The sequence below is a fragment of the Methylobacterium terrae genome, assembly GCF_003173755.1.
In the GTDB taxonomy this organism is placed as follows: domain Bacteria; phylum Pseudomonadota; class Alphaproteobacteria; order Rhizobiales; family Beijerinckiaceae; genus Methylobacterium; species Methylobacterium terrae.
Window position 1 is genome coordinate 3,567,667 of record NZ_CP029553.1, and the last position, 25,652, is coordinate 3,593,318.

Genomic DNA, 25,652 nt, shown 5'->3' on the forward strand with positions numbered 1-25,652 from the left:
CACGCGCGGGAGATTCCTTGCGCGCGGGAGATTCCTTACGCGCGGGAGAGTTACGCGCGGGAGAGTTCGGCGTCGAGCGACGCGAGTTCGGTGCGCGCCTGGGAGATCAGGCGGGCATGCTGGAGCTGGAGGGCGCGGCTGTTGGCGCCCAGGCCCGCCGAGGAGCGGATCTCGGCGAGCATCCGCTCGTAGTCCTGAAGCTGCGCTTCGACGCGCCGGCGGCGCTCCGCGATGGTGTGCGGCATTCCGGTTCCCCTTGGTTGTGGGGCGGTCCCGCCGCTCGGGCGGACCCACCATGAGCCAAGCCCGGCCGCCGGAACGGCCGAGCTCTTACAGCCAAGGTCATAGATGGGGCGAGAGTGTGGCGAGGCCGCCCCGGATGGGGCGGCCCGCTCCCGACGGATCTTAGAAACCGCGATAGTAGCCCCGCGGGCCGTACCCGTAGCCGCGGTGGCCCCAGTGGCGATGGCCGAAGTGACGCGGCCCGCGGAAGCCGTAGCGCGGGCCGAAGTGGCGGCGGTAGCCGTAGCCGTAGCGGGGGCCGAAATGGCGGTGGCGGCCGTAGCCGTAGCCGTATTGCGCCCAGGCCGTCGGCACGGAGGCCGCGGGCGCCTGGGCGGCGGCCGGCTCGGTCAGCGGAGCGGCGGTGGCAGCCTGCGGCAGGACGGCGGCGCCGCCCAGGATCAGGCCAGCGGCCAGCATCACGGTCTTCAGCACGTGGTCGGTCCCTCACTCGTACGGGCATGCCGCCGGACGGAGGCATGGACGGCGGAAACGCGCGGGGACTGGAAAGCGTTGCGCGGGTTTGCGTCACAAGGTGAACGATGACCTGCCGGCCGAAGGGCTGGCGATCGAGCCGTCACGCCATCTTGAGCGTCATGTCGACGACCCGGGCGTTGGTCGCGCCCTTCACCAGGGCGATGCCGTGCTCGCAATCCTCGCGGCGCACGTAGCCCTCGCCCGAATCGGCCACCACCTCGCCGTTCTCGGCCCGCAGGCGCCAGCGCCACTCGCCCTTGCCGTCGCGATAGAGTTCGAAGCGCATCGCGGGTCTCCTGTGTTCGGCATGGCCGTCCAGGAAGATGGTGTGCCGAGCCGAAGCGGCAACGACGGACGACCCCAGTCCCGTCGTATCCCGCTGGCTTTGACGAAGATTGTCAACTTCTGCCGCCCTGTCGGGGGCAAGGAGATGACGATGAACATTTCGCTGCCCGATCCCATGAAGGAGTGGGTCGAGGCGCAGTCCCGCAGCGGCCGGTCCAGCAACGCGAGCGACTCCGTGCGCGACCTGATCCGGCGCGATCAGGAGCGTGCCGACAGGCTCGGCGAGTTGCAGGCTCTGGTGGATGCGGGAACGCCCCGCGGCAACAGCGATCGGACGCCCGATGACATTCGCCGTCTCGGCCGGGACAAGCTCGTCGCCGCGACGAAGACGTCATGATCTTCAAGACGACCCGGCAGGCCGATGAGGATATCTCCCCCTGTTCGCATACAGCGTTCTCAATTTCCGCCATGCTCAGGCGGAGGCCTATGAGGCGGGCCTCTTTCGCGCGTTCGACCTGCTCCCGGGCAATCCGCTCATGGCACGCGAGCGGCCTGATCCGCCCCCACCCGTCCGACTTCATCCCTCTACCGTTCGCACCTGATCGTCGACACCGTCGGGCAGGATCACGCCCTGATCGTGCGTGTGCGGCACGGCCGTCGGGGTTGGGAAGATCTCCTGTCGTGAGAAGCACCCGCTTCGCGCGGATGGTCGGGCCCCGAACGCGAGAGGCCCGCGCTCCTGTCCGGAGCGCGGGCCTCTCGTCATTCAACGCGAATCAGGCCGCTCAGCGCGGAGCGCGGTCGAGCCAGCCGATCGAGCGGCCGTCGCGGTTAGCCCCGCCGCCCGCCGGGCGCTGCTGGCGGTTGCCGTCGGCGCGCTGGCCGCCCTGAGGACGGCCCGGCCCCTGGCCCTGCGGGCGACCTTGGCCCTGGCCCTGCGGGCGACCTTGGCCCTGGCCCTGCGGGCGGGCCTGACGGCCTTCGTGGCCGCCGCGGCCATCGGCGCGGGGCTCGCGGTGCTCCTGCGGACGGCCGGCGCCGTGGCGCGGCTGGCCCTGCCGACCGGCCGGCTGGCCCTGGCGGCCGCCGCCGGGGCGCTGGCCGCGCGGGCCCGAGCCGGGCTGCCGCCGGTCGCGCTCGGCCTCGGCCACGGCTTGCGCGGCCTCCTCGCGGCTCGGGGGCACGAAGCCCTCGGGGATCGCCATCACCGGCACCTTCTGGCGGGTCAGGCGCTCGATGTCGCGCAGGTAGGCGCGCTCCTCGTCGTTGCAGAACGAGATCGCGAGGCCGTCCTTGCCGGCGCGCGCGGTGCGGCCGATGCGGTGGACGTAGGCCTCCGGCACGTTCGGCAGGTCGAAGTTGACGACGTGGGACACGCCGTCGACGTCGATGCCGCGGGCAGCGATGTCGGTGGCCACCAGCACCCGGCAGGTGCCGGCCCGGAAGGCGGCGAGCGCCCGCTCGCGCTGCGGCTGCGACTTGTTGCCGTGGATCGCCGCCGAGCCGATGCCGTCGCGCTCGAGGCCGCGCACCACGCGGTCGGCGCCGTGCTTGGTGCGGGTGAAGACCAGCACCCGGTCGATCGCCTCGTCGCGCAGGATCGTGCCGAGCAGCGACTGCTTCGAGCCGGTCGGCACGAAGACGACCTTCTGGTCGACCCGCTCGGCAGTGGTGGCGACCGGGGTCACCGCGACCTGGACCGGGTTCTTCAGGTACTGGTCGGCGAGGCCGGCGATGTTCTTCGGCATGGTGGCCGAGAAGAACAGGCTCTGGCGCTGGGCCGGCAGCAGCTTCACGATGCGCTTGAGGGCGTGGATGAAGCCGAGGTCGAGCATCTGGTCGGCCTCGTCGAGGACGAGGTACTCGACGCCGTCGAGGGTGAGCGAGCGGCGGTCGATCAGGTCGAGGAGCCGGCCCGGGGTGGCGACCAGCACGTCGACGCCGCCCGCGAGCGCCCGCTCCTGGCGGCCGATGGTGACGCCGCCGAACACCACCGTGGTGGTGAGCTTCAGGAACTGGCCGTACTCCTTGAAGCTGTCGGCGATCTGGCTGGCGAGCTCGCGGGTGGGCGCGAGCACCAGCACGCGGCAGCTGCGGCGCGGCGCGGGCTTGGCCGCGTCGGAGGCGAGACGGTGGAGGATCGGCAGCGCGAAGGACGCGGTCTTGCCGGTGCCGGTCTGGGCGATGCCGCACAGGTCCTTGCCCTGCATGGCCGGCGGGATCGCCTGCGCCTGGATCGGGGTCGGCGTGACGTAGCCGGCCTGGGCGAGCGCCTTCAGGATCGGCGCCGCGAGGCCGAAATCGGTGAACTGGGTCAAGTTGATCTTCTTGGAATTTGGCAGCGGGATCGCCGCAAGGCGCGTGCACGGCACGGCCCTCATCGCGATCCGATGTCGGGAGACCGCCCGCGTGATGGAGCGGTCCGAGGGACGAGCGATTAAGAGAGGGCCGGGCCTGCCGCGCAGGTGCCGCGGCGAAATCCGTCACGCAGCCCTCTCGAGCGGACCGCGATCGGCCGCTGACGCTGCAATCCGCCATATGGCGTTGTGCGGGTGCGAAGTCAATCGGCGGGCCCTGCGGCGCTTGCGCGGCACCCCCGCCCGTCTTGCGCGGGCCGGGCGGGGGGTGATTGATACGCTCCGAGAGGCCCCGCCGAGATTTCCTGCCGGGAATTCCCGCCGGGAGGTCTTGCCCGTCCAACCCGCCCGGAGCCCGCCCGCATGTCCGCCGGCCACCCCGCCCTCGCCCGCGCAGACGCCTTCGCCGCCGCCTACGGCCTGCGGCTGCCGCTGCTCCTCGCCCCGATGGCCGGGGCCTGCCCGCCGGCGCTCTCGGTCGCGGTGATCCGGGCGGGCGGGCTCGGGGCCTGCGGCGCGCTGCTGATGCAGCCGGCGGCGATCCTCGCCTGGGCCGATTCGGTGCGGGAGGCCGGTCCCTTCCAGATCAACCTGTGGATCCCCGACCCGGCTCCTGTCCGCGACCCCGCCCACGAGGCGCGCGTGCGCGACTTCCTCGGCGGCTTCGGCCCGGCGGTGCCGCCGGAGGCCGGCGACGCGGCGCCGCCGGACTTCGCCGCGCAGTGCGAGGCCCTGATCGAGGCCCGCCCGCGCGTCGTCTCCTCGATCATGGGGCTCTACCCGCCGGATTACGTCGCCCGCCTCAAGGCGCGCGGCATCGCCTGGTGGGCCACGGTCTCGACGGTGCAGGAGGCGCTGGCGGCCGAGGCCGCCGGGGCCGACGCGGTGGTGGCGCAGGGCGCCGAGGCCGGGGGCCATCGCGGCCGCTTCGATCCGGCGCGGGCGGAGGCCGAGACGGTCGGCCTGATGGCGCTGCTGCCGGCGGTGGTCGATGCCGTCGAGATCCCGGTGGTGGCCACCGGCGGCATCGCCGATGCCCGCGGAGCGGCCGCCGCGCTGCTCCTCGGCGCCAGCGCCGTGCAGGTCGGCACCGGCTTCCTGCGCTGCCCCGAGGCCGGCATCCCGGCGGCCTGGGCCGACGCCCTCGGCCGCGCCCGGCCCGAGGAGACCCGCCTCACCCGCGCCTTCAGCGGCCGCGCCGGCCGCAGCCTCGCCACCGCCTACGTGGCGGCCGCCGCGGAGCCGGCCGCGCCGGCGCCGGCCCCCTACCCGGTCCAGCGCGGCCTGACGCAAGGGATGCGCGAGGCGGCGGCCAAGGCCGGCGATCTCGGCCGGATGCAGGCCTGGGCCGGGCAGGCGGCCGGTCTCGCCCGGGCGGAGCCGGCGGGCGAGGCGGTCGGGCGGATCTGGGAGGGCGCGCGGGCCATACTGCGGTAGACCGCTTCGTCGCGCCGCCGGCGGCCGCGGTACTTCAGTTGAGCTTCGACATCTGCGGGGTCCTGCGGGCCAGGGCCCGCCCGATCTCGAACAGGGCTGCGCGCAGGGCGGGCAAGGCGGGCTTGCCGCCATCCTCCTCGATCAGGGAATGCGCCATGATCAGGTGGTCGGCGATCCGGTCGAGGGAATCGCCCGGCATCGTGGTCGGGTGGGTCGGGGGAGGCAGGTACCGCCCGATATTGCCGTAGGCGCCCGCGGCGTCCGACGCGCCGGACGCGATCTCGATCACGGAGCCGAGATAGCCGATGAAGGTGCGATCGGGCGGTCCGTAGGACGGAACGCCCCCCGCCCCGACCCAGCGCACGCTCCCATCCGCGAAGCAGAGCCGGAAGCGCACGCTGAACTCGCTCACCGTCGCGGCGGCCGTCGTGAACACCTCCTGGACGGTGCCCCGGTCGGCCTCGTGGACGCAGGCGAGCCAGCCGCCCTCCGCTGCGGCCGTGATCTCCTGACCCGTCAGCGTCGTCCATTCCGGACTGATGTGAGAGAGGGACCCTGACGAATCTGTCGTGAAGATCATTAGCGCCGTCTCGGGTGAGCCGAACATGTTTGTAAGAGCATAGTGCCAGACGGCGATTTCCGTTTCCATGCCCCGCCGCGAGAAATCGTGTCCGCCGCTTGCAAAGGTTATGGCGCCATTTCCGCGAGCCTCTATGGGGCCGCCCGCCTGGAAAAGAATAAATTCTTAGAGCCTCGAGGCTGTGGCGGATCGCGGACGGCCTCGGCATCCCGCGCGAACGTCCGTTTTCCGAGGAGGCGGCGTCCGGCGACCTCGCCGGCGCGCCGGAATGCCTGCGGCTCCGGTCCGCGAATCCGGACCGAGGGCGGTCGCGAGCGCGCGCCGGACGGCCGTCGCCGGATCTGGACCATGAGCGGACATGGCGCAGGTCCTCTCGCGATCGGCTCGCCCCGCGATCGGGTGCGCCGCGTGCCGCTCAGCCGACGGCGCCGGCGCCGAAGCTGCCGTCCGCGAAGGTCGAGCGGCCCTCCAGGGCGCCGTATTGCAGGTAATGCGTCAGCGGATCGATCCCGGCCGCCCGCACGTCGCCGTAGGCCGCGAGATAGGCCGTCGAGTCGAAGGCCTTCGACGGATCGCGGCCCTCCTTCCAGCCGTACTGGTCGTAATGCATCAGCGGGTCGATCCCGGCCGCCTTCACGTCCTGATAGGCGTCGAGGTAGCCCTTGGTGTCGAAGAACGCGTTCGGATCGCGCCCTTCGCGCCAGCCGTACTGCTCGTAATGCGCGTAGGCGTAGCCGATCGTGTCGCCGCCGCGGGCCAGGGCGACCGCCGCCACGTCGGAATTAGCGAGGAGATAGTATTCGGCGTCGAACGACCCGCGGGTGAACGAGGCGGTCGGCCCGATGGCGGCATCGATCTTCCGGCCCTCGGCCCGGCCGTATTGCAGGTAATGGGCGAGCGGGTCGATCCCGGCGGCGGCGACGTCCGGGTTGTTCCGGAGGTAGAGCCCGGTATCGAACGCCGCCGACGGATCGCGCCCCTGCCGCCAGCCCGTCTGGTCGAAGTGCTGCAGCGGGTCGACGTTCGCCGCGCGCACGTCCGGGTTGGCGGCGAGATAGCCCCTGGTGGAGAAGAAGGCGTCGGGGTCGCGGCCCTCGCGCCAGCCGTATTCCGCGTAGTGCTGCTCCGCATCGATGCCGGCGGCGCGCACGTCGGGATTGCGGATGGCGTAGAACGCGTCGCCGACGAGGAAATTCCGGTCGATGATGTCGCCGTAGAACTGGGCGTAGTCCTTGCCGGAGACGATCCGGCTGGCGTCGGCCAGCACGGGCGTGTCGGTGAGGAGGAGGTTCAGGTCCTCGCCGTAATGCGTCAGCGGGTGGTTCTCCGCCGCCAGGGCCCCGAGCCCGAGGAGGCCGGCGGCGCGCACCGGATCGCTGTTGCCCGGCGCCGCCGCGGCCGCCGCCGCGGCGAGGGCCCCGGCTTCCAGGATGTCCCCGGTGTAGCTCGGAGCGCCGACGCGCCGGATCGCGCCCGAGTAGAGGAACCCGTCCTCGATGTTGATCGGGGTGGCGCTGTAATTCCCGACGGGATCGCCGTAATCGACGTAGTTGGTGAGGGCGCCGGCGCCGCCGAACGGAACCGTGTCGGAGGGCAGCCCCGGTGCCGCGAAGGTCGTCCCGTCGAGGCCCGTCCGCGTCGAGGCGTAGGACGCCGCCGCGGCCCCGAGGGAATGGCCGGTGAGGTGGACCTGGCCGGCCGGGATGTGCTGCCGGGCCGCCGCGGCGAGCACCTGCTGGGTGAAGCTCGCCGCGTCGCGCAGCGCCTGCGGGACCACCCCGACGAAGAGGCTCACATCCGCCTCGATCTGCGCCAGGAGGAAGTCGGGCCGGATGTCGAGGCCCGAGACGTCGGTGCCCTCGACAGCAATGACGACCTGCGGCTCCGCGCCGGGGATGAGGAAGGCCGCGCCGTGGAACCCGCTCGGCAGCAGGCCGGAATCGAAACGCCCGGCCTCGTAGTCGAACGGCGTTAGGCCGATCGGGATCGGCGGCAGCGCATCGCTGTCGCTGTAGCCGTAGACCCAGTTCGAGGCGTCGAAGAAATTCTGCGTGGTCGGGGCCGGCATGGCTTTTCCTCCGCGGCGTATAGAATTTTTCGAAACGTCTTTCCTCTCGATGATTGCTTGTCGTGCCATTCGATTGGGCAGGAGATGACGATGCCGGCTTTCGCCACGCGGCGCCAGTGCGACTTCATGAGTAGAATAGTTTGAGGCGCTCGAGCGTGAGCCGTCCCGTACGCGTCGGCACGGATCGCCGGCATCGTCACGGACCCCGCCGCGACAGGAACGGGCATCGCTCCGCATGCCGGCCCGAACGCGGCGAGGGCCGTGCGCGGTCGGGCCGGACCCCTACTCCTCCGCCGCCAGCGGCTTTGCCACGTCCTCCAGCGACTTGCGCTCCGCCGCAACCCCCCAGATGCCGGCCACCGCGCCGGCCGCGATCATCAGCACGGAGGCGAGCAGGTAGCCGCCGAGGATCGCGGTCCGCGAGTGCCCCTCGATCAGCACGCCGAACAGGGCCGGCCCCACCGCCCCGACCGAGGTGCCGACGGCGTAGAACAGCGCGATGGCGAGCGCCCGGATCTCGAGGGGAAACACCTCGCTCACGGTGAGGTAGGCCGAGCTCGCCGCCGCGGAGGCGAAGAAGAACACCGCCATCCAGCAGAGCGTCAGGGTCGTCGCGGTGACGAGCTCCTGCTGGAAGGCGAGCCCGCTGAGCGCCAGCAGCACGCCCGACATCCCGTAGGTGAGGGCGATCATCGGCTTGCGACCGAGCGTGTCGAACAGCCGCCCGAGCAGCACCGGCCCCAGGAAGTTGCCGGCCGCGAAGGGCAGGATGTACCAGCCGACCCCGTCCGCCGGCACCTGGTAGAAGTCGATCAGGATCAGCGCGTAGGTGAAGAAGATCGCGTTGTAGAAGAAGGCCTGGGCCGACATCAGGGCGAGACCCACCCAGGCCCGCTGCCGGTAGGTCTTGAGCGCGGAGAACACCTCGGAGAGCGGGGTGTGGGTGCGCTGGCGCAGGCGCGCCTTCGGGAACGGGCCCTGCGTCAGGGCGTGCCCCTCGGCGCGAAAGCGCGCCTCGATCCCGGCGACCAGCGCCTCGGCCTCCTCGTGCCGCCCGTGGGTCATCAGCCAGCGCGGGCTCTCGGGGATCCAGGTGCGCAGGAACAGGATGATCAGCCCGAGGAACGCGCCGAGGCCGAAGGCGACGCGCCAGCCCGTATCCGGCCCGAACAGGGCCGGGTCGAGCACGATCAGCGAGGTGCCGGCGCCGAGCACCGCGCCGAGCCAGAAGCTGCCGTTGATGACGAGGTCGGTCCAGCCGCGCGCCCTCGCCGGGATCAGCTCCTGGATCGTCGAGTTGATCGCCGTGTACTCGCCGCCGATGCCCGCGCCGGTGAGGAAGCGGAAGAGGCAGAAGCTCCACAGGTTCCAGGACAGGCCGGTGGCGGCGGTGGCCGCGAGGTAGACCGCGAGCGTGATGAAGAAGAGCTTCTTGCGCCCGAGCCGGTCGGTGAGCCAGCCGAAGCCGACCGCCCCCAGCACCGCCCCGGCGAGGTAGCTCGACGTGGCAAGGCCGATCTCGGCGTTGGAGAACCGGAGCGTCGGGCTCGCCTTGAGGGCGCCGGCGAGCGCGCCCGCCAGCGTCACCTCGAGCCCGTCGAGCACCCAGGTGATCCCGAGCGCGAGCACCACCAGGGTGTGGAACCGGCCCCACGGCAGCCGGTCGAGCCGGGCCGAGACGTCGGTCTCGATCACGCCGCCGGGGGCGGCGCGGGGGGTGAGGGAACGCGTCATCGGGGCCCTTCCGGCTGGCAGGCCTGACCTGCCTCCCCGAAGATGGCTCCCGGGGGCGCGACGGGAACCCGCAACACGCCGGAAACCTTCGCGACGCCCCCGACCCCGTCGTCTAACCCTTGGCGCCGACCGGCTTGAACACCCCCGTCGCGGTCGCCACCACCCGCCCGGCCTCGTCGCGGATCTCGGCGTCGCAGAACAGGATCGACTGGCCGGCCCGCGCCACCCGCCCCTCGGCGAGGAGCACGCCGTGGCCCGGCGAGAGGAAGCGGGTCTGCATGTCGAGGGTCACCACCGGCCGGCCGGCGGTGAGCCGGGCCACCGTCCCCATGGCGATGTCGAGGAGCGTGCACAGGATGCCGCCATGGGCGATGCCGAGGTTGTTGCCGTGCTGCGGCCCGAGCGCCAGGCGCAGGCGCGTGCGCCCCTCGACGACCTCCAGCGCCTCGATGCCGCAGAGCCGGGCGAACGGGATGTCCGCCCCGTAGATCATGCCGTCGTCCGCCGCGTCCATCCGGTCCGTCCTCCACATGCCGCACCTATGCGGAGAGTTCGCCGGCCTGGCAATTCGCGGTATGACGGGTCATGAGCACCGCCACCCCCTCCCCGTTCGTCCGCACCCGCTGGTGGTGGGTGCGCCACGCCCCCGTGCGGGGCGACGGCGGCCGCATCTACGGCGGCAGCGACATCGCGTGCGATTGCGGCGACGCGCACGTCTTCTCCAGCCTCGCCCCGGTGCTGCCCCGCGGCGCGGTCTGGGTCGCGAGCCATCTCGGCCGCACCCGCCAGACCGCCGAGGCGCTCTGGCAGGCCGGGGACTTCACGGTCGACGGCGCGGGGCCGCGCCTCACCGCCCTGCCGGCCCTCGCCGAGCAGGATCTCGGCGACTGGCAGGGCCAGGACCGGACCCGCTTCTTCGCCGAGCGCCAGCCGCTCGCCGCGAGCTACTGGTTCGCCCCCGCCGACGAGCGCCCGCCGGGCGGCGAGAGCTTCTCGGAACTGTGCGGCCGGGTGAACGCCGCGATCGCCGAACTCACCGCCGAGCATCGCGGCCGCGACATCGTCGCGGTGGCGCATGGCGGTACGATCCGGGCGGCGATCGCGCTCGCCCTGAACCTCGCCCCCCAGGGCGGCCTCGCCTTCGCGATCGAGAACTGCTCGCTCACCCGCCTCGACCACTACGACGGCCCGGACGGCACCGGCTGGCGGATCGGGACCGTCAACGCCCAGCCCTGGCTCGGAACGGCCGAGGGCGCGGGACCGGCGGCCTGAGATCCGCGGGGCGGGGTCATACCGGTTTTTCAGCGCCGCCCCGCTTCTCCCGCAGTTGACAACCGGGTCCCCTTGTCCGGACCATGCACCCGGGCGCCCTCGACGGCGTACCGCGCGAACGAACGTCTTCGACGAAGGACGGACCGGGTGAGGACAACGCTTCTGGCGGCGGCGCTGGCCGCCGTATTGCCTGGCATGGCCTGGCAGGGGATTGCGCGCGCGCAGCCGATGCCGGCCGCGGGCCCCCAAACGATCTCCGACGGGCAAAGGATCTCCAACGGCGTGGTGCGCCTCGGCTTCCTGCTCGACATGTCGGGGCCCTACGCCGACGTGACCGGGCCCGGCAGCGCCGCGGCCGCCCGCATGGCGGTGGAGGATTTCGGCGGCAAGGTGCTCGGCGCCCCCGTCGAGGTCGTGGTCGCCGACCACCAGAACAAGCCCGACGTCGCGGCGGCCACCGCCCGGGCCTGGTTCGACACGGCCAAGGTCGATGCGATCCTCGACGTCGCGGCCTCCGCCACCGCGCTCGCCGCCGCCGACATCGCCAAGGCCAAGAACAAGGTGATCGTGTTCAACGGCCCCGGCGCGGTGCGGCTCACCAACGAGGCCTGCTCCCCGGTCTCGGTGCACTGGGCCTACGACACCTACGCGCTCGCCAACTCCACGGCCCTCGCGACCGTCAGGGCGGGAGGCGATTCGTGGTACTTCGTCACCGCCGACTACGCCTTCGGCCAGGACCTCGAGCGCGATGCCGGCGCGGTGGTGAAGGCCAATGGCGGCAAGGTGCTGGGCGGCGTCCGGGTGCCGCTCAACACCGCCGACTTCTCGTCCTTCCTGCTCCAGGCGCAGGGGTCGGGCGCCAAGGTCGTCGGGCTCGCCAATGCGGGGGCCGACACCACCAACGCGATCAAGCAGGCCGCCGAGTTCGGCCTGACGCAGGGAGGCCAGAAGCTCGCGGGGCTGCTGGTCTACATCAGCGACGTGCACAGCTTGGGCCTGAAGGCGACGCAGGGCATGCTGCTCACGGAAGGGTTCTACTGGGACCTCAACGACGAGACCCGCGCCTGGTCGAAGCGCTACTTCGAGCGCGTCGGCAAGATGCCGAACATGTCCCAGGCCGGCGTCTACTCGACGGTGACGCACTACCTGAAGGCGGTGGCGAAGGCCGGCACCGACGAGACCGCGCCCGTGATGAAGGCGATGCGCGAGACGCCCGTCGACGACTTCTACGCGCGGGGCGGGCGCATCCGGGAGGACGGCCGCATGGTCCACGACATGTACCTGTTCGAGGTCAAGAAGCCGGAGGAGTCGAAGGGGCCCTGGGACCTGTACCGGCTCGTCGCCACGGTGCCGGGCGAGCAGGCGTTCCAGCCGCTCTCGGCCTCCCGCTGCCCCCTGGTGAAGAAATGACCCCGACGGCCGGATCACCGACCGGCTCCGGACGGTCGGCGCGCGCGATCGTGCGCCGCCGCGCGGGCGGCGGAACGCCCGCGCGGCCTCAGCAGCGAGGGCAACGACCATGACGATGCGCTGGCGCCGCCGCCCGGAGGGCTCGACCTGGGGCGATTTCGGCCCCGACGACGAGCTCGGCCGGCTCAACCTCCTGACCCCCGAGAAGGTGCGCCAGGGCGCGGCCGAGGTGCGGGAGGGCCTGACCTTCTGCCTCAGCCTGCCCCTCGACTTTCCGGGCGGCAACGTGCTGAACCCCCGTCGTCACCCGCCGCAGATCCGCCCGACCGTGCGGGCGAGCGGCCGGCCCAACATGAACTTTCCGGTCTGCGAGGAGGTGCCGGACGCCACCGACGTCATCAGCGACGACCTGGCGGTGCTGCACCTGCAATACTCGACGCAGTGGGACAGCCTCGCCCATGTCGGCTCGCTGTTCGACGTCGAGGGCGACGGCACCCCGCGCCCGGTCTACTACAACGGCTTCCGGGCCGGCTCCGACATCACCGGCCCGGCGACCCCCGAGGAGGCGGGCGCGCCCTCCCGCGCCCAGGCGCTGGGCATCGAGCGGCTGGCCGAGCGCGGCATGCAGGGCCGCGGCGTCATGATCGACCTCCACGCCCATCTCGGCGACGCCCGGGTGGCGGTCGGCTACGATCAGTTGCGACAGATCCTCGACGCCGACGGCGTCACGGTCGAGCCCGGCGACATGGTCTGCCTCCATACGGGCTTCTCCGAGCGGCTGCTCGGCATGAACCGCAACCCCGATCCGGCCGTGGTCCACGAGCTCTGCGCCGGGCTCGACGGGCGCGACCGCAGGCTCCTGAACTGGATCACCGATTCGGGACTGGTCGCCCTCATCGCCGACAACTACGCCGTCGAGGTCCACCCGGCCCTGCCGGGGGACGGGTGCTGCGCCACCCTGCCGCTGCACGAGCACTGCCTGTTCCGCCTCGGGGTCAATCTCGGCGAGCTGTGGCACCTCACGCCGCTGGCCACCTGGCTGCGGGCGAACGGGCGCCACCGCTTCCTCCTCACCGCGCCGCCCCTGCGGCTGCCGGGCGCGGTCGGCTCGCCGACGACGCCGATCGCCACCGTATGAGGACCGGATGACCGCGCAGCTCTTCACGCCCCTCTCGCTCCGCGAGGTGCGGCTCCGCAACCGCGTCGTGGTCCCGCCGATGTGCCAGTACTCGGCGGAAAGGGGGATCGCCGGCGACTATCACCTCGTCCATTACGGCCGCTTCGCGCTGGGCGGCGCCGGGCTGGTGATCCTGGAGGCGACCGCGGTCGTGCCGGAGGGGCGCATCACCCACGGCGATCTCGGGATCTGGTCGGACGCGCACGGCGAGGCGCTCGCCCGGGTCGCGGGCTTCCTCAAGGCGCAAGGGGCGGCGGCCGGGGTGCAACTCGCCCATGCCGGCCGCAAGGCCAGCATGCAGCGCCCCTGGGAGGGCAACGGCCCGCTCTCGGCCGACGAGGTCGCCCGCGGCGAGGCGCCGTGGCCGATCGTGGCTCCGAGCGCGATCCCCCTCGACGAGGGCTGGCTGATGCCGGCGGAGCTGTCGCCGGCCGACCTCGACGGGCTCACCGCCGCCTTCGTGGCGGCGGCCGGCCGAGCGGACGCGGCGGGCTTCGACGTGATCGAGCTCCACGCCGCCCACGGCTACCTGCTCCACACCTTCCTGTCGCCGCTCACCAACCGGCGCGAGGACGCCTTCGGGGGCGACCGCGCCGGGCGGATGCGGTTCCCGCTGGCGGTCGCCCGGGCGCTGCGGGAGGCCTGGCCCTCGGCAAAGCCGCTCTTCGTGCGGGTCTCGGCGGTGGACGGGCTCGAGGGCGGCCTCACCCTCGAGGACACCCTCGCCTTCGCGGGCGAGCTGCGCGCCCTCGGCGTCGACGTGCTCGACTGCTCGTCGGGCGGGCTCGCCGGCTCGGCCACCGCCGCGCGGATCCGGCGCGACTACGGCTTCCAGGTCGGCTTCGCCGAGGCCGTGAAGCGCGAGACGGGGCTCTCCGCCATGGCGGTCGGCCTGATCGTCGATCCGCACCAGGCGGAGGCCATCGTGGCCGAGGGCCGCGCCGACCTCGTCGCGGTCGGGCGCGAGGCGCTGGCCGATCCGAACTGGACGGTGCGGGCGAGCCGGACCCTCGACGGGGCGCCGGAACCCGGCTTCGAGACCTGGCCGGAGCAGGCCGGATGGTGGCTGGAGCGGCGGGAGCGCGACATCGCCCGGCTCGGGCCCTGGCGGCCGGCCTAGGGGACGGAGGTCCCCCTCAGGACGCGCGGATCCTGTCCTCGATGCGCCGGGCCTCCTCCTCGTCGATCTCGACCGGAGCGCTGCTGTCGTTCGGCAGCCCCGGGCCGGTCTGGGCGATGGTCTCGTCGCGCGGGCGGGCGTTGGGACCGTTCGAGATCTTGGTCTCGCGTCGCGTGTCTCGTGACGGATCGTCGGCCATCGGTGCCTCCTGCGGGAACGGGCGTCTCCGCCGAGGCAATCGACCGGGCGCATGATCGTTCCGGGTGCGGCCGCGTCGTCTCCCGTTTCAGGGTCCGTTCGATGGGAGGGGCCGGTTGGTCCGGCGCGCACGTCGACAACTCTCTGCGTCGTCCAGGGATCTCGCCGAAAGCGAGAACCCGGGATCCATAATCGCTGATCGAAGAAATCAGCGAAGACCGTCCCGCTCGATCCTGGATCCAGCGGTTGTGGGTCCCGGGTTCCGCTGCGCGGCCCCGGAACGGCCAGGAGAATTCGATACCGACGAGTCTGTCGAACAGGCTCTCAGTTCACCTCTGTCTCATATCACCTGGACCTTCGTGCCGACCGGGACGAAGCGGTAGAGCTCGATCACGTCCTCGTTCAGCATCCGGAAGCAGCCGGCGGAAGCGGCGCGGCCGATCGAGGTCGGGTCGGTCGTGCCGTGGATGCGGTAGAGCGAGGAGCCGAGATAGAGCGCCCGGGCGCCGAGCGGGTTGCGCGGGCCCCCGGCGACGTGGCGCGGCAGGCCGGGCCGGCTGCGCCGCATCTCGGGCGTCGGCGTCCATTGCGGCCATTCCTGCTTGGCGGTGACCGTCTCGGTGCCCTTCCAGGTCGTGCCGGGGCGACCGACCGCCACCCGGTAGCGGACCGCCGTGCCGTCGCCGCGCACGAGGTAGAGGAGGCGCGCCGCGGTATCGACCACGATGGTGCCGGGCGCCTGCGCCCCCGGATAGCCGACGACCTTGCCGCGCCGCACCGCGAGGCCGACGGGCGGGGGGCTCGGAGCGATGGGGGCCGGCGCGGGTGAGGCCGGCAGCGGCTCGGCAGGAAGCGCCGCCATGCGCGTCGGCGCGTCGGGCGCCGGATCCGGTGGGGCGGCGAGACCCGGCACGAGGGCGGGACCCGGCACCGCTGCGAGACCCGGGAGGGGAACGGGACTCGCCGCAGGGGCAGGATTCGCCGCGAGGGCAGGAATCGCCGCGAGGGCAGGACTCGCCCCGGGGCCTGGCGCGGGCGCAACGGGCGGCGCCCCGGACGGGAGCGCGGCGAGGCGCATCGGCGCGTCCGGCAGCGGCAGGGCCGGCACCGTCGCCGGGGCCTCGCCCGCGGCGATGGCCGCGGGAGCCGCAGCGGAGGCGGCGGGGCGGGAGCGGCAGCGATACACCCGCTGCCCGTCCGCCCGCATCGTCACCGGCCCGATCGCGTCGACGACGATCTGGCGGGCCTGCGCGCGGGCATCGGCCCGCAGGTCCTCGGCCGAGTGGTAGCAGCGCATGTGGAGCCGGTAGCCGATCGCCGTGTCGGAGACCCGGTCGATCCGGCAGCGCAGGTCGTGCGCCTCGAGCCGCGCCTCGGCGGCGGGCCTCAGGCGGATCTCGAACACCCGCGGGCTCGCCGGGTCGGCGCAGTCGCGCAAGCTCGGCGCCCACCAGCCGGTCGGCGATTCGTCGGCGTTCATCGCCTGCGCGGCGCCGACGAGCGCCGCGTGGCCGGCGCCGCAGAGCAGGAGTGCGGGCAGGAACCGGCCGAGGCGTCGCATCGTGGAGGCTTTCCGGGCAGGGATCGGGGTCGGGGAAGCGGGGCTCATCGCGCGCTCGTGGCCGCGGCCGCGGCGACGGGGCGGAAGCCGGCGGAGGACGGGACCGCGCCGACCACCACGAACCCGCTCCAGCCGCCCCGCGGCGCGGGGCCCGGGCCCGTGTCGGCGATCACCGCGACGCGCACCGCCTCGGGCGTCCGGGTCTGCTCCCGCGGCGCGGGGGCTGCGGCGGGCGGCGCCTCCGCCTCCTCGAACAGGCCCGCGCGCAGGAAGAGCGGCGCCTCGTCGGCGACGCCGCCTGCTCCGGGGCCGGGAGCCGGCGGGCGGGCGGCGAGTTGGACCGCCATGCGGGCGCCGAGCCGGTCGAGGGCGACGCGCATCGGCCCGGATCGCGGGGCGTCGAGGGCCGCGAGCGCCGCCCGCGTGTCGGCGCGCCCCGGCACCATGTGGACGACGCGGTAGCGGCGCGCCTTCAGCTGTCGCAGCAATTCCGGCAGGATCGCCACGGTCCGGGGCTGGATGTCGTGGAGCAGGATGATCCCGCGCCCCGTCGCGTCGAGGCGCCTGAGCACCCGGTCGAGCACCGCCGCCGGGGTGATCCTCTTCCAGTCGTCGCCGTCGACGTCGATGCTGATCGGCACCAGCCGCTGCGCGGCGGCGTAGGCATCGAGGGCGGGGCTGTGCCCGAGGCCGGGGAACCGGAAGAACGGCGACAGGGCCGGCTCGTCGTCGGTGAGGACGGCGCGGGCGGCCTCGAGGCCGCCGTTGATCTGGTCGCGCCGCACCTCGGCGCTGCGGACGCGGTCGAGGTAGCGGTGCGACCAGGTGTGGGTCGCGATCGTGTGGCCCTCGGCGGCGGTCCGGCGCAGGATGTCGGGAAACTGCGCCACCATGCTGCCGACGACGAAGAACGTCGCCTTCACGCATTCCGCCCTGAGCGCGTCGAGGACCGCGGGGGTGCGCCGGGGCAGCGGCCCGTCATCGAAGGTCAGCACCACCTCGCCGCGCTCGAGCGGCAGGGTGCGCCCGTAGCTCGCCTTGCCGACCGGTCCCGCGGAGAACGGCACCTCGAGGACGCGGGATGTGCCGAGCGCCCCGGGCCGGCATTCGTCCGCCAGGGCCGGCGGTGCGCAGAGAAGACCGGACAGCAGCAGGAGCTTCAAGCAACGCACGAACAAACTCCGCCATCAACGCCGGCCGTCCCATGCAAATTCTCATGAAAACCTGAGTCGCAGGTAAACGCGGCGGTCCCGAGCGATAGTCTCTCCGAGGCCGGGACGTGGGAATATCCTCTCGGCTGTAGTCAAGTCGGCTCGTTCGCGATCGTCGAACAGGGTTAAATCCTGAATAACGATCAGAATTCCGGCGAGAATTGGCGGCGAAGCGACGATCACGGAACGGATGGATCGTCGCGCGCGTCTTCGCGCGGCGTCGTTGAAGACGAGGATGGATGATCGCGACCGGTGAAGCATGGCATTCCGACCGGTGATCGACGGGGAGCGGATTCCGTCCCGCGCGCATCGCGGCGAGCAGCCGCCGGGGCGCGGTCACGCCGGACGCTCGACGGGGTTCCTCAGCGTCGGTTCACGCCGGGAGGAGCGCTCTGCTGCGGGGCGAGCGTCACCGGTCGATCGACGCGGTTCGCGCCCGACGTCATGCTCGTCGACAGTGACAGGGAGAGAAATGGCGCGCCCGAAAGGATTCGAACCTCTGACCCCCAGATTCGTAGTCTGGTGCTCTATCCAGCTGAGCTACGGGCGCCCTGGCGAAGATGGGATCTTCGCGATGTTCGTGCGGTCCGGCAAGCCGGCCGTCACGTGGTAGTCCATCGAGTGAATGGCGCGCCCGAAAGGATTCGAACCTCTGACCCCCAGATTCGTAGTCTGGTGCTCTATCCAGCTGAGCTACGGGCGCCTGACCGGGGGGAGCGGTGCGCCCCGCCGGTGGAGGTGGGATCTAAGGGGTTCGCCCTGGCTTGGCAACCCCTATTTCGCCGGCGGAAGAGGGGGCTGCGAAGGGGCCAGCGAAGGGGGCCGCTTGGGCAGCCCCCTCCCCGGTTCAGAAGCCCGCCTGGGTGACGAACTTGGTGTTGAGGTAGGCCTCGATCGCCTCCGAGCCGCCCTCGCTGCCGTAGCCCGAATCCTTCACGCCGCCGAAGGGCGTCTCCGGCAGGGCGATGCCGTGGTGGTTGATCGACATCATGCCGCTCTCCACCCGCGTGGCGAGCTTGGTGGCGGTCTCGGCCGAGCGGGTATAGGCGTAGGCGGCCAGCCCGTAGGGCAGGCGGTTGGCCTCCGTGAAGGCCTCCTCGTCGTCCGAGAAGCGCTGGATCGCGGCGATCGGCCCGAACGGCTCCTCGTTCATGATCCGGGAGTCGAGCGGCAGGTCGGTGAAGACCGTCGGCTCGAAGAAGTTGCCCTGGTTGCCGATGCGCTTGCCGCCGGTGCGCAACTGCGCGCCCTTCTGCTCGGCGTCGGCGACGAAGCCCTCCATCGCCTCGATGCGGCGGCCATGGGCGAGCGGGCCCATCTTCACCCCCTCCTCCAGGCCGTTGCCGACCTTGAGGTCGCGGGAGAGCCCGACGAAGCCGTCGACGAAGGCGTCGAACACCGAGTCGTGGACGAGGAAGCGGGTCGGTGCGACGCAGACCTGGCCGGCGTTGCGGTACTTGTTGGCGCCGAGCACCTGCACCGCCTTCTGCACGTCGGCGTCGCGGAACACGATCGCCGGGGCGTGGCCGCCGAGCTCCATCGTGGCGCGCTTCATGTGCTTGCCGGCGAGCGCGGCGAGCTCCTTGCCGATCGCCGTCGAGCCCGTGAAGGTCACCTTGCGGATCACCGGGTGCGGGATCAGGTAGGACGAGATCTCGGCCGGATCGCCGTAGACGAGGCCGAGCACGTCGCCCGGCACGCCGGCGTCGAGCAGGGCCTGGATCAGGGCGGTGCAGCTCGCAGGCGTATCCTCGGGGCCCTTGAGGATCACCGAGCAGCCGGTGCAGAGCGCCGCCGAGACCTTGCGCACCGCCTGGTTGATCGGGAAGTTCCAGGGCGTGAAGGCCGCGACCGGCCCGACCGGCTCGCGGATGACGAGCTGCATCACGCCCTCGGCGCGGGGCGGGATCACCCGGCCGTAGGCGCGCCGGCCCTCCTCGGCGAACCAGTCCATGGTGTCGGCGCCGCCGAGCACCTCCATCTTGGCTTCCGCCAGCGGCTTGCCCTGCTCGAGGGTCATGATCCGGGCGATCGCGTCGACGCGCTCGCGCATCAGGTTGGCGGCCTTGCGCAGCACCTTGCTGCGCTCGAAGGCCGAGACCTTGCGCCAGGCCTTGAAGCCGCGATCCGCCGCCTCCAGGGCCTGGTCGAGGTCCTGGCGGGTCGCGACGGCGAGCTGGCTCAGGGTCTCGCCGGTGGCCGGGTTGAGGATCGGGATCGTCTGGCCGGCGCTGCCTGCGCGCCACTCGCCGGCGATGTGAAGCTTCACGTCTGGGAACATCGGGGCCTCGTCCTCGTTCCGGAAGGGACGGCCCTTAACTAAGACAAATCCTCCCGGCGAGACAGGCTCCGCGGCGCAACGCCCCGTGCCCGTCCACGCCTTCTGTCAGGGCTTGACCCGACAGATTCCCGACCTGTCCCGTCGGCGCGGGCCGGCTTCAATGCGCCCCGATGGCGCGGGCGATGTTCTCGAACCGTCGCTGCGTGTCGCCGATCTGGCCGTAGACGTTCTGGCGCGTGCAGGCCGAGACGGTCATGCCGTGGTAAAACATCCCGGACGAGTGCTGGTTGCGGCAATCGACGTAGTTCGGCAGGACGAAGACCGACACGATCGCCAGGACGAACAGGCCCAGCCTCAGGACCAGCTTCACCGGCCACGGCAGGTACGAGGAGGCGCGCTCCTTCTTGTACTCGGTCGGCGCGGCCGACACGACGATGCGGATGTCGCCGCGGTCGTAGTCCCGTTCCTGACCCCGGTTCATGCCGCGGTCGAGCCGGTCGATCCCGCTGGTTCGCTCATAGCCGCGCATCCGCTCGTCCCCCAGGCGCTCGCCGCCGTCGTGAAACCCGAGCATGATCTCACCGCGAGCGGATTAAATTTTCGTGCGCCGCAACGGTTGTACTCTTCGTACCTCGGCCGTTGTCGAAGGAAAATTTTCCGCAGCGCCCGGCCGGATCGGGCGCGATCCGCCATCCTGCGCCGGTCCCCGCGCGTCGTGTGCGCCCGCGCACCCCGTCCCGGTCCGTTCGCGGGCATACGGGGGAGGCCCTGACGGGCGTTCCTCCAGGAATTTCCTCCAAGACTTTCCTCCAAGACTTCGGGCCGCCCGCGAGGGCGGCTTTCTTCTGTCCGGATGCGCGTTCTTTCCGCCCGGGATGTAAGGACCGGTCAGAGCACGATGTGCAGCCCGAAGGTCTCGGGCCGGAACGGCAGCCGGAAGGTGACGGCGAAGCCGTTCTGGAGATGGCGGACCACCGTGGCGCGGCGCTTGCCGATGGTCACCGCCTCGCCCACCGGCGGGACCTCGGTCACCGCGATGGCCGCACCGGTCATCGACAGGTCCATGACCGTCCCGGCGAGCACCCGGCCGTCGGCGCGGCGCACCTCGACCGCGCGCTGCGTCGGCACGATCCGCGGGTCGCTGCGCTGGTCGGTGCGCCCGCTCGCCTGGTCGGCGAGCCAGTCGAGGCGCGCGGCGAAGCGGGCCCGCCGCTCGGGGCCGACATCCACCGTGAGGGTGAAGCCGTCCGGCGAGACGGCCCGGATGGCGCCGGATACCGGCCCGACTTCGTCGAGGTAGAGCGTGACCGGGTCGCCCAGGAGGCCGCTCTCCGGGGCCAGCACCTCGATCGTCTCGAGGGAGAGGCTGCGGGTCTCGCAGGCATGCTCCACCCCGCCCGGCAGCATGTAGCGTCCACCGACCCGGATCTGGATCGGCCTGGCGTCCGGTTCAGGCTGGAGATGCAACTTCAACGAGTCCGCCACGATCTCACCGACACGTAACAGCAGCATTGCCCGGGCCCCGCCGGGTCGCAAGGCCGCGGGCCGTGCCCCGATCACCATCGCCCGGGAGGCTTAATGTCCGGTGCATGATGCCGCTTGCATCGGCACCGACGGATCGTCGCGCGGTCGGCCTTCCGGACTGCGCGGGACAGCCCCGCATCGCATCGAATTCGAGCGAATCGATTGGGAAGAGGTTCGCACCTCCCTGCTTCTCTGGATCGGGAGCCAACCGAGCGGGCGGACCGTCATGGGTGCACAGGAAGCGGAAGACCGGCTGATCGCCCTCGAGGCGCTGACGACCGAACTGGTCCGGGCGCTGCACGGCGCGGGACTCCTGCCGGAGGCTCGGGTCGCCGCGCTGCTCGACCGGGTGGAGGAGCTGATGACCGGGCGGCCGGGCGCGACCTTCGCGGCCCAGCAGCTCGCCGCGGCGGCCGATCCGACCGGCCCGGGGATGGACGTCGTCGAGACGCCGCCGGAAGCCCATCTCTGCGACAGCTTCCGCCGGATCCTGTACGGCCGGGACGAGCGGGCCGGGAGCCAGGGCGCCAGGCCCTGAGGCGCCGACGAAACGCGGCACGCAATCACGACGCAATCCCCCGCCGCTACCAGGGCGCCCCGGCCGGACGGCCGATACGACGCGAGCGGGGACGAGACACCATGACATCGACGACGATCGGGCCGCGCCTCGGCCTCCTGCTGCGCGGCCTGCTCACGGCCGTGTTCCTGGCGGCGGCCGGCATGAAGTTCGCCGCCCTCCCCTTCGAGGTCGAGGGCTTCGCGCGCTTCGGCTACCCGCTGTGGTTCATGTACGGGGTCGGCGCCGCCCAGGCGCTCGGCGCGGCCCTGCTGTGGGGCCGCGGCACCAGGGCCCACGGCGCGCTGCTACTCGCCGTCATCATGGTCGGGGCGGTCGTCAGCCACCTGCGGGCCGGCGATCCGCCGGCGATGGCGGTCCCCGCCCTGGTCCTGCTCGGGCTGCTCGCCGGCCTGGCCTACGCGCACCGGCGCGACCTGGTGCCCGCTGGCCTGCAGGTCGCCGCCCGGGTCTGACTATCCCCTACTCGGCCGCGAACAGCCCGGCGGGCTCCTCCGCCGCGCCCTTCGGGTTGCCAGGCGCCGTCTCGCAGCCGAGGCCCGGCAGGGCGACGACGCGGTTGCCGCGAAAATCGGTGCGGCACACGGCAGCCCCGCGGCTCTCGACGTAGGCCAGCAGACGCCGCGCCCGGCCGGGCGAGCGCGAGCCGATGGCGCGGGCGAGCGCGTCGTCGGAGGGGCACGGCGCCCCGGCGCGGGCGGCGCGCGCCAGCAGCAGGAACAGGCCCTGGACCTCCTCCGGCAGGCTGGCGCAGGCCGCCGTCACGGCCTCCGCCTCGTCGCCGTCGGCCGCCTCGCCGTCGACGCCGGCCCGCGCGATGGCGAGCCGCCGGCGGAAGCGGCCGAGATCGAGGGGTTCGCCCGGCAGCCGGCGCATCCGGCAGCGCACCAGGAAGTCCTGGTAGAGCACCGCGATCGGGTGGTGGGCGCCATCCGGGTCGGCGGCGATCTCGCGCAGGATGTCCGACAGGGCCGCGTCCCGCTCCGCGTCGGTCATGCTCGGGGCCACCTCGACCGGCTCCGGCGGGCGGTACTGGGCGAGCTGCTGCAGCAGGTCGGTCGGCGTCGCCCGCGGCGTAGGCGCCGGGCGGGGGGCGGGGGTCCAGACCGGCTCGTTCTCGGCGGGCGTCAGGATCAGCTCGCGAAGATCGTCGCCGGCGGCCGGGCTCGGCAGCGGCACGAGCTTGGGGCTCGACGAGCGCGCCGAGGTCGAAACCGGCCCGATGGCGATCGGCAGCGGGCGCTTCGACAGGGCGGGCCCCAGCGCGATGAAGTGGCCGCGCTCGAGATCGCGAAAGCTCTCGGCCTGGCGGCGCTCGAGGCCGAGCAGGTCGGCGGCGCGGGCCATGTCGATGTCGAGGAAGGTGCGGCCCATCAGGAAGTTCGACGCTTCCGCCGCGACGTTCTTGGCGAGCTTGGCGAGGCGCTGCGTCGCGATGATGCCGGCGAGCCCGCGCTTGCGGCCGCGGCACATCAGGTTGGTCATCGCGCCGAGCGACGCCTTGCGGGCCTCGTCCGAGACCTCGCCGGCGGCGGCCGGCGCGAAGAGCTGCGCCTCGTCGACCACCACCAGCACCGGGTACCAGTGGTCGCGCTCGGCCTCGAACAGGCCGCCGAGGAAGGCCGCGGCGGCGCGCATCTGCGCCTCGACGTCGAGGCTCTCGAGCGTCAGCACCACCGAGACCCGGTGCGCCCGCACCCGGGCGGCGATGCGCTGCAGGTCGGCCTCGCCGTGGTCGCCCTCCACCACCACGTGGCCGTGGGCATCGGCCAGGGTGACGAAGTCGCCCTCGGGGTCGATCACCACCTGCTGCACGTGCGGCGCGCTCTGCTCCAGGAGGCGGCGCAGGAGGTGCGACTTGCCCGAGCCGGAGTTGCCCTGGACGAGGAGGCGCGTCGCCAGCAGCTCCTCCAGGTCGAGGGCGGCCGGCCGGCCGCCGCTCGCCACTCCCATCTCGACGCTGATCGTCATCTCGGCTCCCTGCGATGGCCCGACTCGTAACACGGCTCCGGCGGTCCCGATCCGCGTCGCCGCCCGGGGTCCACAGGGGAGTTGCGCGGGCGCGCGTCAGCCGGAGGTCAGTGCCCGGGACCCCTCCCCCAGCCGCTCCAGCATCCGCCGGCGCCAGCCCTCGACCGGGTCGTCGGGCTCGAGGAGCGCGAGCGCGCTGACGCCGCGCGCCCACAGGAAGGCGCCCATCACCGCGTGGTCGGCGTAGAGCGGGGCATCGCCGCCGAGGTAGGACTGGGCCCGCAGCACGGCGCGGACCGGCGAGAGGGTGCGCCGGAAGGCGACGAGCTGCGCCTCCGGATCGGGGCAGACCGCCTCGAGCGTCTTCCCGAACCGGGCCTCGCGGCTCGTCCTGAAATAGGCTTGGTCGGGTTCGGCGAGGTGGCGGTGGATGTCGAGGAGGAGGAGCGGCACCAGGGCCGGGTGCAGCACCCCGTCGGTCCAGGCGACGTGGAACCGGGTCAGCGCTGCCCCCGCCTGCCCGCCGAACAGCGACGGCCGGTCCGGATGGGCCGCCTCGAGATGGGCGGCGATGACCGACGATTCCGCGATCGGACGGTTGTCCTCGACCAGCACCGGCACCTTGTCGGAGCCCGAGAAGGCGAGCGCCGCCGTGTCCGTGAAGCGCCAGGGCCGGTCCTCGAAGGCCAGGCCCTTGTGCTCCAGGGCGAGGCGGATGCGCCAGCAGAACGGGCTGAAGCGCCGCTCAGGGTCGGCGGCGGCGAGTTCGTAGAGCACGCGGGTCAAGGGCTTCCTCCGGCGCCGGCCGCCGGGTGCCCCGTCGCGGGCATTCCTCGGGCGTTCCTCCGGCGCGGCGCGGATCATGGCGGCTCGGGACGATCGCGGCAACGCGGCCCGTCCCCAGCCGCGCCCGCCGCGCCGGTTGGTGCCGGGGCCGCGCGCCGCCAAGGCGATCCCCGAACCGACACGACGTGAGCGAGTGCGAACGCCACGCCCGAGGAGGCCCGGCCCCGGCCCCGGCTCGAAGGCGTCGCCTCCCTGGCGATGCCGGTCTTCGGCGCCTGGTCGGGGCGATCGCCCTGTCGGGCCCGGCCTCGCGCAGCCGCCCCGCAGGCCGACACCGTCGCGCGGCGGCTGCGCGAGGCCGCGGAGCGGCTGTCGGCGGAGGTGGGGGCACCGCTGTGATCCTCGGGCCGAAGGGCCGGATCACAAGTTGCATCGCGGGGTCACATCGCCGAGGCGGCGACCTGCGGGTGCGCGGCCTTGGCCCCGCCCGCCTTCTCGGCCGAGCGGATCGCCTTCCAGGCGTTGGGCTGGGACACGAAGGCGCGCAGGGAGGCGACGTTCTGGGCCGCCTCCGCCGGGCCGAGATCGCGGGTGAGAACCTGCTCGGCCTCGCCGAAGCGACCCTGCAGCCCGAGCACCAGGGCGAGGTTCTGGCGCACCCGCCCGTCGGCGCGGGGATCGGCGCTGGCCTGGCGCAAGGTGGCCTCGGCCTCGGGCAGGCGCTTGGCGAGCGCGTAGGACAGGCCGAGATTCGACATCACCGAGGGCTCGCCCGGGACGATCTTGAGCGCCGCCTCGTAGTAGCGCTGCGCCTGGGCGTTGTCGCCCATCTGGTCGGCCACCGCGCCCTGCGCCGAGAGCACCCGCCAGTCGGGATTGGCCGGCGAGTGGGCGTTGCGCAGCACCTCCGCGGCCTCGCCGAAGCGGCCGATCTCGGCCAGGCTCTTGCCGTAGGCGGCGAGCACCGCCGGGTTCTTCGGGTTGCGCAGGGCCGCCTGCTGCAGCACCGCCGCGGCCTGGGGGCCCTGGTCGGTCGCCCGCAGGGCCTGGGCGTAGGCCATCGCCGTGCCGAGGTCGGACGGATCCTTCTCGTAGCGTTCCGCCAGGCGCCCGACGTCGCGCCGGGCGGTGGTCGCGGGGGCGCTGGCGTCGATCGAGCCGGTGGTGAGCGGCTGGCGCGACAGGCAGCCCGAGGCCATCAGCGCGACGAGCCCGGTGAGGCCGAGCCGCCGCAGGGCGTTCGAGCGGACGGGACGGGTCTCGACGGTCGCGGGCATCGGCCACTCCAGGGACGGGCCTGGGATGTGGCAACCCGCTCCCACGGCCCTCGTGACCGTGGTGATA

At 72.7% G+C, this 25,652-nt stretch carries 25 protein-coding genes and 2 tRNA genes; 8 read left to right on the forward strand and 19 right to left on the reverse strand.

Annotation, left to right across the window (positions count from 1 at the left end):
* Window positions 1–50: 50 nt before the first annotated feature.
* The 3 genes from DK419_RS16355 to DK419_RS16365 all read right to left on the reverse strand — a co-directional run bounded on the left by DK419_RS16355 (window position 51) and on the right by DK419_RS16365 (window position 1,045).
* Entirely contained in the window at window positions 51–245 is a 195-nt protein-coding gene (locus tag DK419_RS16355; protein WP_048432189.1) for a hypothetical protein, read from the reverse strand.
* 160 nt (window positions 246–405) lie between these two features.
* Window positions 406–717: a hypothetical protein gene (locus DK419_RS16360; RefSeq protein WP_109960018.1), complete on the reverse strand. Its 312-nt coding sequence runs from the start codon at window positions 715–717 to the stop codon at window positions 406–408.
* Window positions 718–859: 142 nt separating this feature from the next.
* On the reverse strand, window positions 860–1,045 hold the full coding sequence (locus DK419_RS16365) for a YegP family protein (protein ID WP_048432187.1): 186 nt from the start codon (window positions 1,043–1,045) through the stop codon (window positions 860–862).
* 144 nt (window positions 1,046–1,189) lie between these two features.
* Here DK419_RS16365 and DK419_RS16370 point away from each other — a divergent pair, with 144 nt between their 5' ends.
* Entirely contained in the window at window positions 1,190–1,441 is a 252-nt protein-coding gene (locus tag DK419_RS16370) for a type II toxin-antitoxin system ParD family antitoxin (RefSeq protein WP_109962344.1), read from the forward strand.
* Between the two features lie 388 nt (window positions 1,442–1,829).
* On the opposite strand, the gene DK419_RS16380 is transcribed toward DK419_RS16370, so the two are convergent.
* Entirely contained in the window at window positions 1,830–3,362 is a 1,533-nt protein-coding gene (locus tag DK419_RS16380) for a DEAD/DEAH box helicase (RefSeq protein WP_109962345.1), read from the reverse strand.
* Window positions 3,363–3,764: 402 nt separating this feature from the next.
* On the opposite strand from DK419_RS16380, the gene DK419_RS16385 reads away from it, so the two are divergent.
* A complete protein-coding gene (locus tag DK419_RS16385; protein WP_109960019.1) occupies window positions 3,765–4,838 on the forward strand; it encodes an NAD(P)H-dependent flavin oxidoreductase in 1,074 nt (357 codons plus the stop codon).
* Window positions 4,839–4,872: 34 nt separating this feature from the next.
* Here DK419_RS16385 and DK419_RS16390 read toward each other — a convergent pair whose 3' ends face one another.
* The 4 genes from DK419_RS16390 to DK419_RS16405 all read right to left on the reverse strand — a co-directional run bounded on the left by DK419_RS16390 (window position 4,873) and on the right by DK419_RS16405 (window position 9,734).
* Entirely contained in the window at window positions 4,873–5,418 is a 546-nt protein-coding gene (locus DK419_RS16390) for a PAS domain-containing protein (RefSeq protein WP_109960020.1), read from the reverse strand.
* A gap of 415 nt (window positions 5,419–5,833) precedes the next feature.
* Window positions 5,834–7,486 carry a Tle-like phospholipase domain-containing protein gene (locus tag DK419_RS29505; RefSeq protein ID WP_245442471.1) on the reverse strand — a complete coding sequence of 551 codons (1,653 nt, stop codon included), beginning with the start codon at window positions 7,484–7,486 and terminating at the stop codon, window positions 5,834–5,836.
* A 282-nt stretch (window positions 7,487–7,768) separates the two neighbouring features.
* Complete coding sequence (locus DK419_RS16400; RefSeq protein ID WP_109960021.1) at window positions 7,769–9,220, reverse strand: MFS transporter; 1,452 nt, start codon at window positions 9,218–9,220, stop codon at window positions 7,769–7,771.
* A 112-nt stretch (window positions 9,221–9,332) separates the two neighbouring features.
* The gene (locus DK419_RS16405; protein ID WP_109960022.1) at window positions 9,333–9,734 is read right to left on the reverse strand and encodes a PaaI family thioesterase; all 402 of its coding nucleotides are present in this window, start codon (window positions 9,732–9,734) and stop codon (window positions 9,333–9,335) included.
* A gap of 71 nt (window positions 9,735–9,805) precedes the next feature.
* Between DK419_RS16405 and DK419_RS16410 the strand changes: the two genes are divergently transcribed.
* The 4 genes from DK419_RS16410 to DK419_RS16425 all read left to right on the forward strand — a co-directional run bounded on the left by DK419_RS16410 (window position 9,806) and on the right by DK419_RS16425 (window position 14,199).
* Entirely contained in the window at window positions 9,806–10,492 is a 687-nt protein-coding gene (locus tag DK419_RS16410; RefSeq protein ID WP_109960023.1) for a histidine phosphatase family protein, read from the forward strand.
* A 228-nt stretch (window positions 10,493–10,720) separates the two neighbouring features.
* Window positions 10,721–11,902: an ABC transporter substrate-binding protein gene (locus DK419_RS16415; protein WP_208642358.1), complete on the forward strand. Its 1,182-nt coding sequence runs from the start codon at window positions 10,721–10,723 to the stop codon at window positions 11,900–11,902.
* Window positions 11,903–12,011: 109 nt separating this feature from the next.
* Window positions 12,012–13,040, forward strand: coding sequence for a cyclase family protein (locus tag DK419_RS16420; protein WP_109960024.1), 1,029 nt, complete (start codon window positions 12,012–12,014; stop codon window positions 13,038–13,040).
* A 7-nt stretch (window positions 13,041–13,047) separates the two neighbouring features.
* Window positions 13,048–14,199: an NADH:flavin oxidoreductase/NADH oxidase gene (locus tag DK419_RS16425; protein WP_109960025.1), complete on the forward strand. Its 1,152-nt coding sequence runs from the start codon at window positions 13,048–13,050 to the stop codon at window positions 14,197–14,199.
* Between the two features lie 16 nt (window positions 14,200–14,215).
* Here DK419_RS16425 and DK419_RS16430 read toward each other — a convergent pair whose 3' ends face one another.
* The 8 genes from DK419_RS16430 to DK419_RS16465 all read right to left on the reverse strand — a co-directional run bounded on the left by DK419_RS16430 (window position 14,216) and on the right by DK419_RS16465 (window position 20,923).
* A complete protein-coding gene (locus DK419_RS16430) occupies window positions 14,216–14,398 on the reverse strand; it encodes a hypothetical protein (RefSeq protein ID WP_109960026.1) in 183 nt (60 codons plus the stop codon).
* Between the two features lie 339 nt (window positions 14,399–14,737).
* Complete coding sequence (locus DK419_RS29920; protein WP_342587194.1) at window positions 14,738–15,958, reverse strand: L,D-transpeptidase; 1,221 nt, start codon at window positions 15,956–15,958, stop codon at window positions 14,738–14,740.
* Window positions 15,959–16,002: 44 nt separating this feature from the next.
* Entirely contained in the window at window positions 16,003–17,130 is a 1,128-nt protein-coding gene (locus DK419_RS16440) for a polysaccharide deacetylase family protein (protein WP_162561283.1), read from the reverse strand.
* Window positions 17,131–17,642: 512 nt separating this feature from the next.
* A tRNA-Arg gene (locus DK419_RS16445) sits at window positions 17,643–17,719 on the reverse strand.
* 76 nt (window positions 17,720–17,795) lie between these two features.
* Window positions 17,796–17,872 (reverse strand) — tRNA-Arg (locus DK419_RS16450).
* A 144-nt stretch (window positions 17,873–18,016) separates the two neighbouring features.
* Complete coding sequence (locus DK419_RS16455) at window positions 18,017–19,450, reverse strand: NAD-dependent succinate-semialdehyde dehydrogenase (protein ID WP_109960028.1); 1,434 nt, start codon at window positions 19,448–19,450, stop codon at window positions 18,017–18,019.
* Between the two features lie 157 nt (window positions 19,451–19,607).
* On the reverse strand, window positions 19,608–20,024 hold the full coding sequence (locus DK419_RS16460; protein ID WP_109960029.1) for a hypothetical protein: 417 nt from the start codon (window positions 20,022–20,024) through the stop codon (window positions 19,608–19,610).
* Window positions 20,025–20,338: 314 nt separating this feature from the next.
* Window positions 20,339–20,923 (reverse strand): PilZ domain-containing protein, encoded by a 585-nt coding sequence (locus tag DK419_RS16465; protein ID WP_245442473.1) that lies wholly within the window; start codon window positions 20,921–20,923, stop codon window positions 20,339–20,341.
* Between the two features lie 277 nt (window positions 20,924–21,200).
* Here DK419_RS16465 and DK419_RS16470 point away from each other — a divergent pair, with 277 nt between their 5' ends.
* Both DK419_RS16470 and DK419_RS16475 read left to right on the forward strand, forming a co-directional pair.
* The gene (locus DK419_RS16470) at window positions 21,201–21,512 is read left to right on the forward strand and encodes a hypothetical protein (protein WP_109960031.1); all 312 of its coding nucleotides are present in this window, start codon (window positions 21,201–21,203) and stop codon (window positions 21,510–21,512) included.
* A 101-nt stretch (window positions 21,513–21,613) separates the two neighbouring features.
* Window positions 21,614–22,006, forward strand: coding sequence for a DoxX family protein (locus DK419_RS16475; protein ID WP_109960032.1), 393 nt, complete (start codon window positions 21,614–21,616; stop codon window positions 22,004–22,006).
* A 7-nt stretch (window positions 22,007–22,013) separates the two neighbouring features.
* Here the strand turns inward: DK419_RS16475 and DK419_RS16480 are convergent, their stop codons facing one another.
* The 3 genes from DK419_RS16480 to DK419_RS16495 all read right to left on the reverse strand — a co-directional run bounded on the left by DK419_RS16480 (window position 22,014) and on the right by DK419_RS16495 (window position 25,585).
* Window positions 22,014–23,522 (reverse strand): ATP-binding protein, encoded by a 1,509-nt coding sequence (locus DK419_RS16480; protein ID WP_109960033.1) that lies wholly within the window; start codon window positions 23,520–23,522, stop codon window positions 22,014–22,016.
* 96 nt (window positions 23,523–23,618) lie between these two features.
* Complete coding sequence (locus DK419_RS16485; RefSeq protein WP_109960034.1) at window positions 23,619–24,308, reverse strand: glutathione S-transferase family protein; 690 nt, start codon at window positions 24,306–24,308, stop codon at window positions 23,619–23,621.
* A 440-nt stretch (window positions 24,309–24,748) separates the two neighbouring features.
* Window positions 24,749–25,585 (reverse strand): tetratricopeptide repeat protein, encoded by an 837-nt coding sequence (locus DK419_RS16495; protein ID WP_109960035.1) that lies wholly within the window; start codon window positions 25,583–25,585, stop codon window positions 24,749–24,751.
* Window positions 25,586–25,652 lie beyond the last annotated feature (67 nt).

Excerpts from the sequence above, each read along its gene's own strand:
- DK419_RS16415 (WP_208642358.1), top strand. The coding sequence starts at position 10,721 with ATGCCGGCCGCGGGCCCCCAAACGATCTCCGACGGGCAAAGGATCTCC.
- DK419_RS16480 (WP_109960033.1), bottom strand. The coding sequence starts at position 23,522 with ATGACGATCAGCGTCGAGATGGGAGTGGCGAGCGGCGGCCGGCCGGCC.
- DK419_RS16455 (WP_109960028.1), bottom strand. The coding sequence starts at position 19,450 with ATGTTCCCAGACGTGAAGCTTCACATCGCCGGCGAGTGGCGCGCAGGC.
- DK419_RS16470 (WP_109960031.1), top strand. The coding sequence starts at position 21,201 with ATGGGTGCACAGGAAGCGGAAGACCGGCTGATCGCCCTCGAGGCGCTG.
- DK419_RS16495 (WP_109960035.1), bottom strand. The coding sequence starts at position 25,585 with ATGCCCGCGACCGTCGAGACCCGTCCCGTCCGCTCGAACGCCCTGCGG.
- DK419_RS16405 (WP_109960022.1), bottom strand. The coding sequence starts at position 9,734 with ATGGACGCGGCGGACGACGGCATGATCTACGGGGCGGACATCCCGTTC.
- DK419_RS16460 (WP_109960029.1), bottom strand. The coding sequence starts at position 20,024 with ATGCTCGGGTTTCACGACGGCGGCGAGCGCCTGGGGGACGAGCGGATG.
- DK419_RS16390 (WP_109960020.1), bottom strand. The coding sequence starts at position 5,418 with ATGATCTTCACGACAGATTCGTCAGGGTCCCTCTCTCACATCAGTCCG.
- DK419_RS16385 (WP_109960019.1), top strand. The coding sequence starts at position 3,765 with ATGTCCGCCGGCCACCCCGCCCTCGCCCGCGCAGACGCCTTCGCCGCC.
- DK419_RS16355 (WP_048432189.1), bottom strand. The coding sequence starts at position 245 with ATGCCGCACACCATCGCGGAGCGCCGCCGGCGCGTCGAAGCGCAGCTT.
- DK419_RS29505 (WP_245442471.1), bottom strand. The coding sequence starts at position 7,486 with ATGCCGGCCCCGACCACGCAGAATTTCTTCGACGCCTCGAACTGGGTC.
- DK419_RS16400 (WP_109960021.1), bottom strand. The coding sequence starts at position 9,220 with ATGACGCGTTCCCTCACCCCCCGCGCCGCCCCCGGCGGCGTGATCGAG.
- DK419_RS16370 (WP_109962344.1), top strand. The coding sequence starts at position 1,190 with ATGACGATGAACATTTCGCTGCCCGATCCCATGAAGGAGTGGGTCGAG.
- DK419_RS16430 (WP_109960026.1), bottom strand. The coding sequence starts at position 14,398 with ATGGCCGACGATCCGTCACGAGACACGCGACGCGAGACCAAGATCTCG.
- DK419_RS29920 (WP_342587194.1), bottom strand. The coding sequence starts at position 15,958 with ATGCGACGCCTCGGCCGGTTCCTGCCCGCACTCCTGCTCTGCGGCGCC.
- DK419_RS16365 (WP_048432187.1), bottom strand. The coding sequence starts at position 1,045 with ATGCGCTTCGAACTCTATCGCGACGGCAAGGGCGAGTGGCGCTGGCGC.
- DK419_RS16475 (WP_109960032.1), top strand. The coding sequence starts at position 21,614 with ATGACATCGACGACGATCGGGCCGCGCCTCGGCCTCCTGCTGCGCGGC.
- DK419_RS16425 (WP_109960025.1), top strand. The coding sequence starts at position 13,048 with ATGACCGCGCAGCTCTTCACGCCCCTCTCGCTCCGCGAGGTGCGGCTC.
- DK419_RS16410 (WP_109960023.1), top strand. The coding sequence starts at position 9,806 with ATGAGCACCGCCACCCCCTCCCCGTTCGTCCGCACCCGCTGGTGGTGG.
- DK419_RS16420 (WP_109960024.1), top strand. The coding sequence starts at position 12,012 with ATGACGATGCGCTGGCGCCGCCGCCCGGAGGGCTCGACCTGGGGCGAT.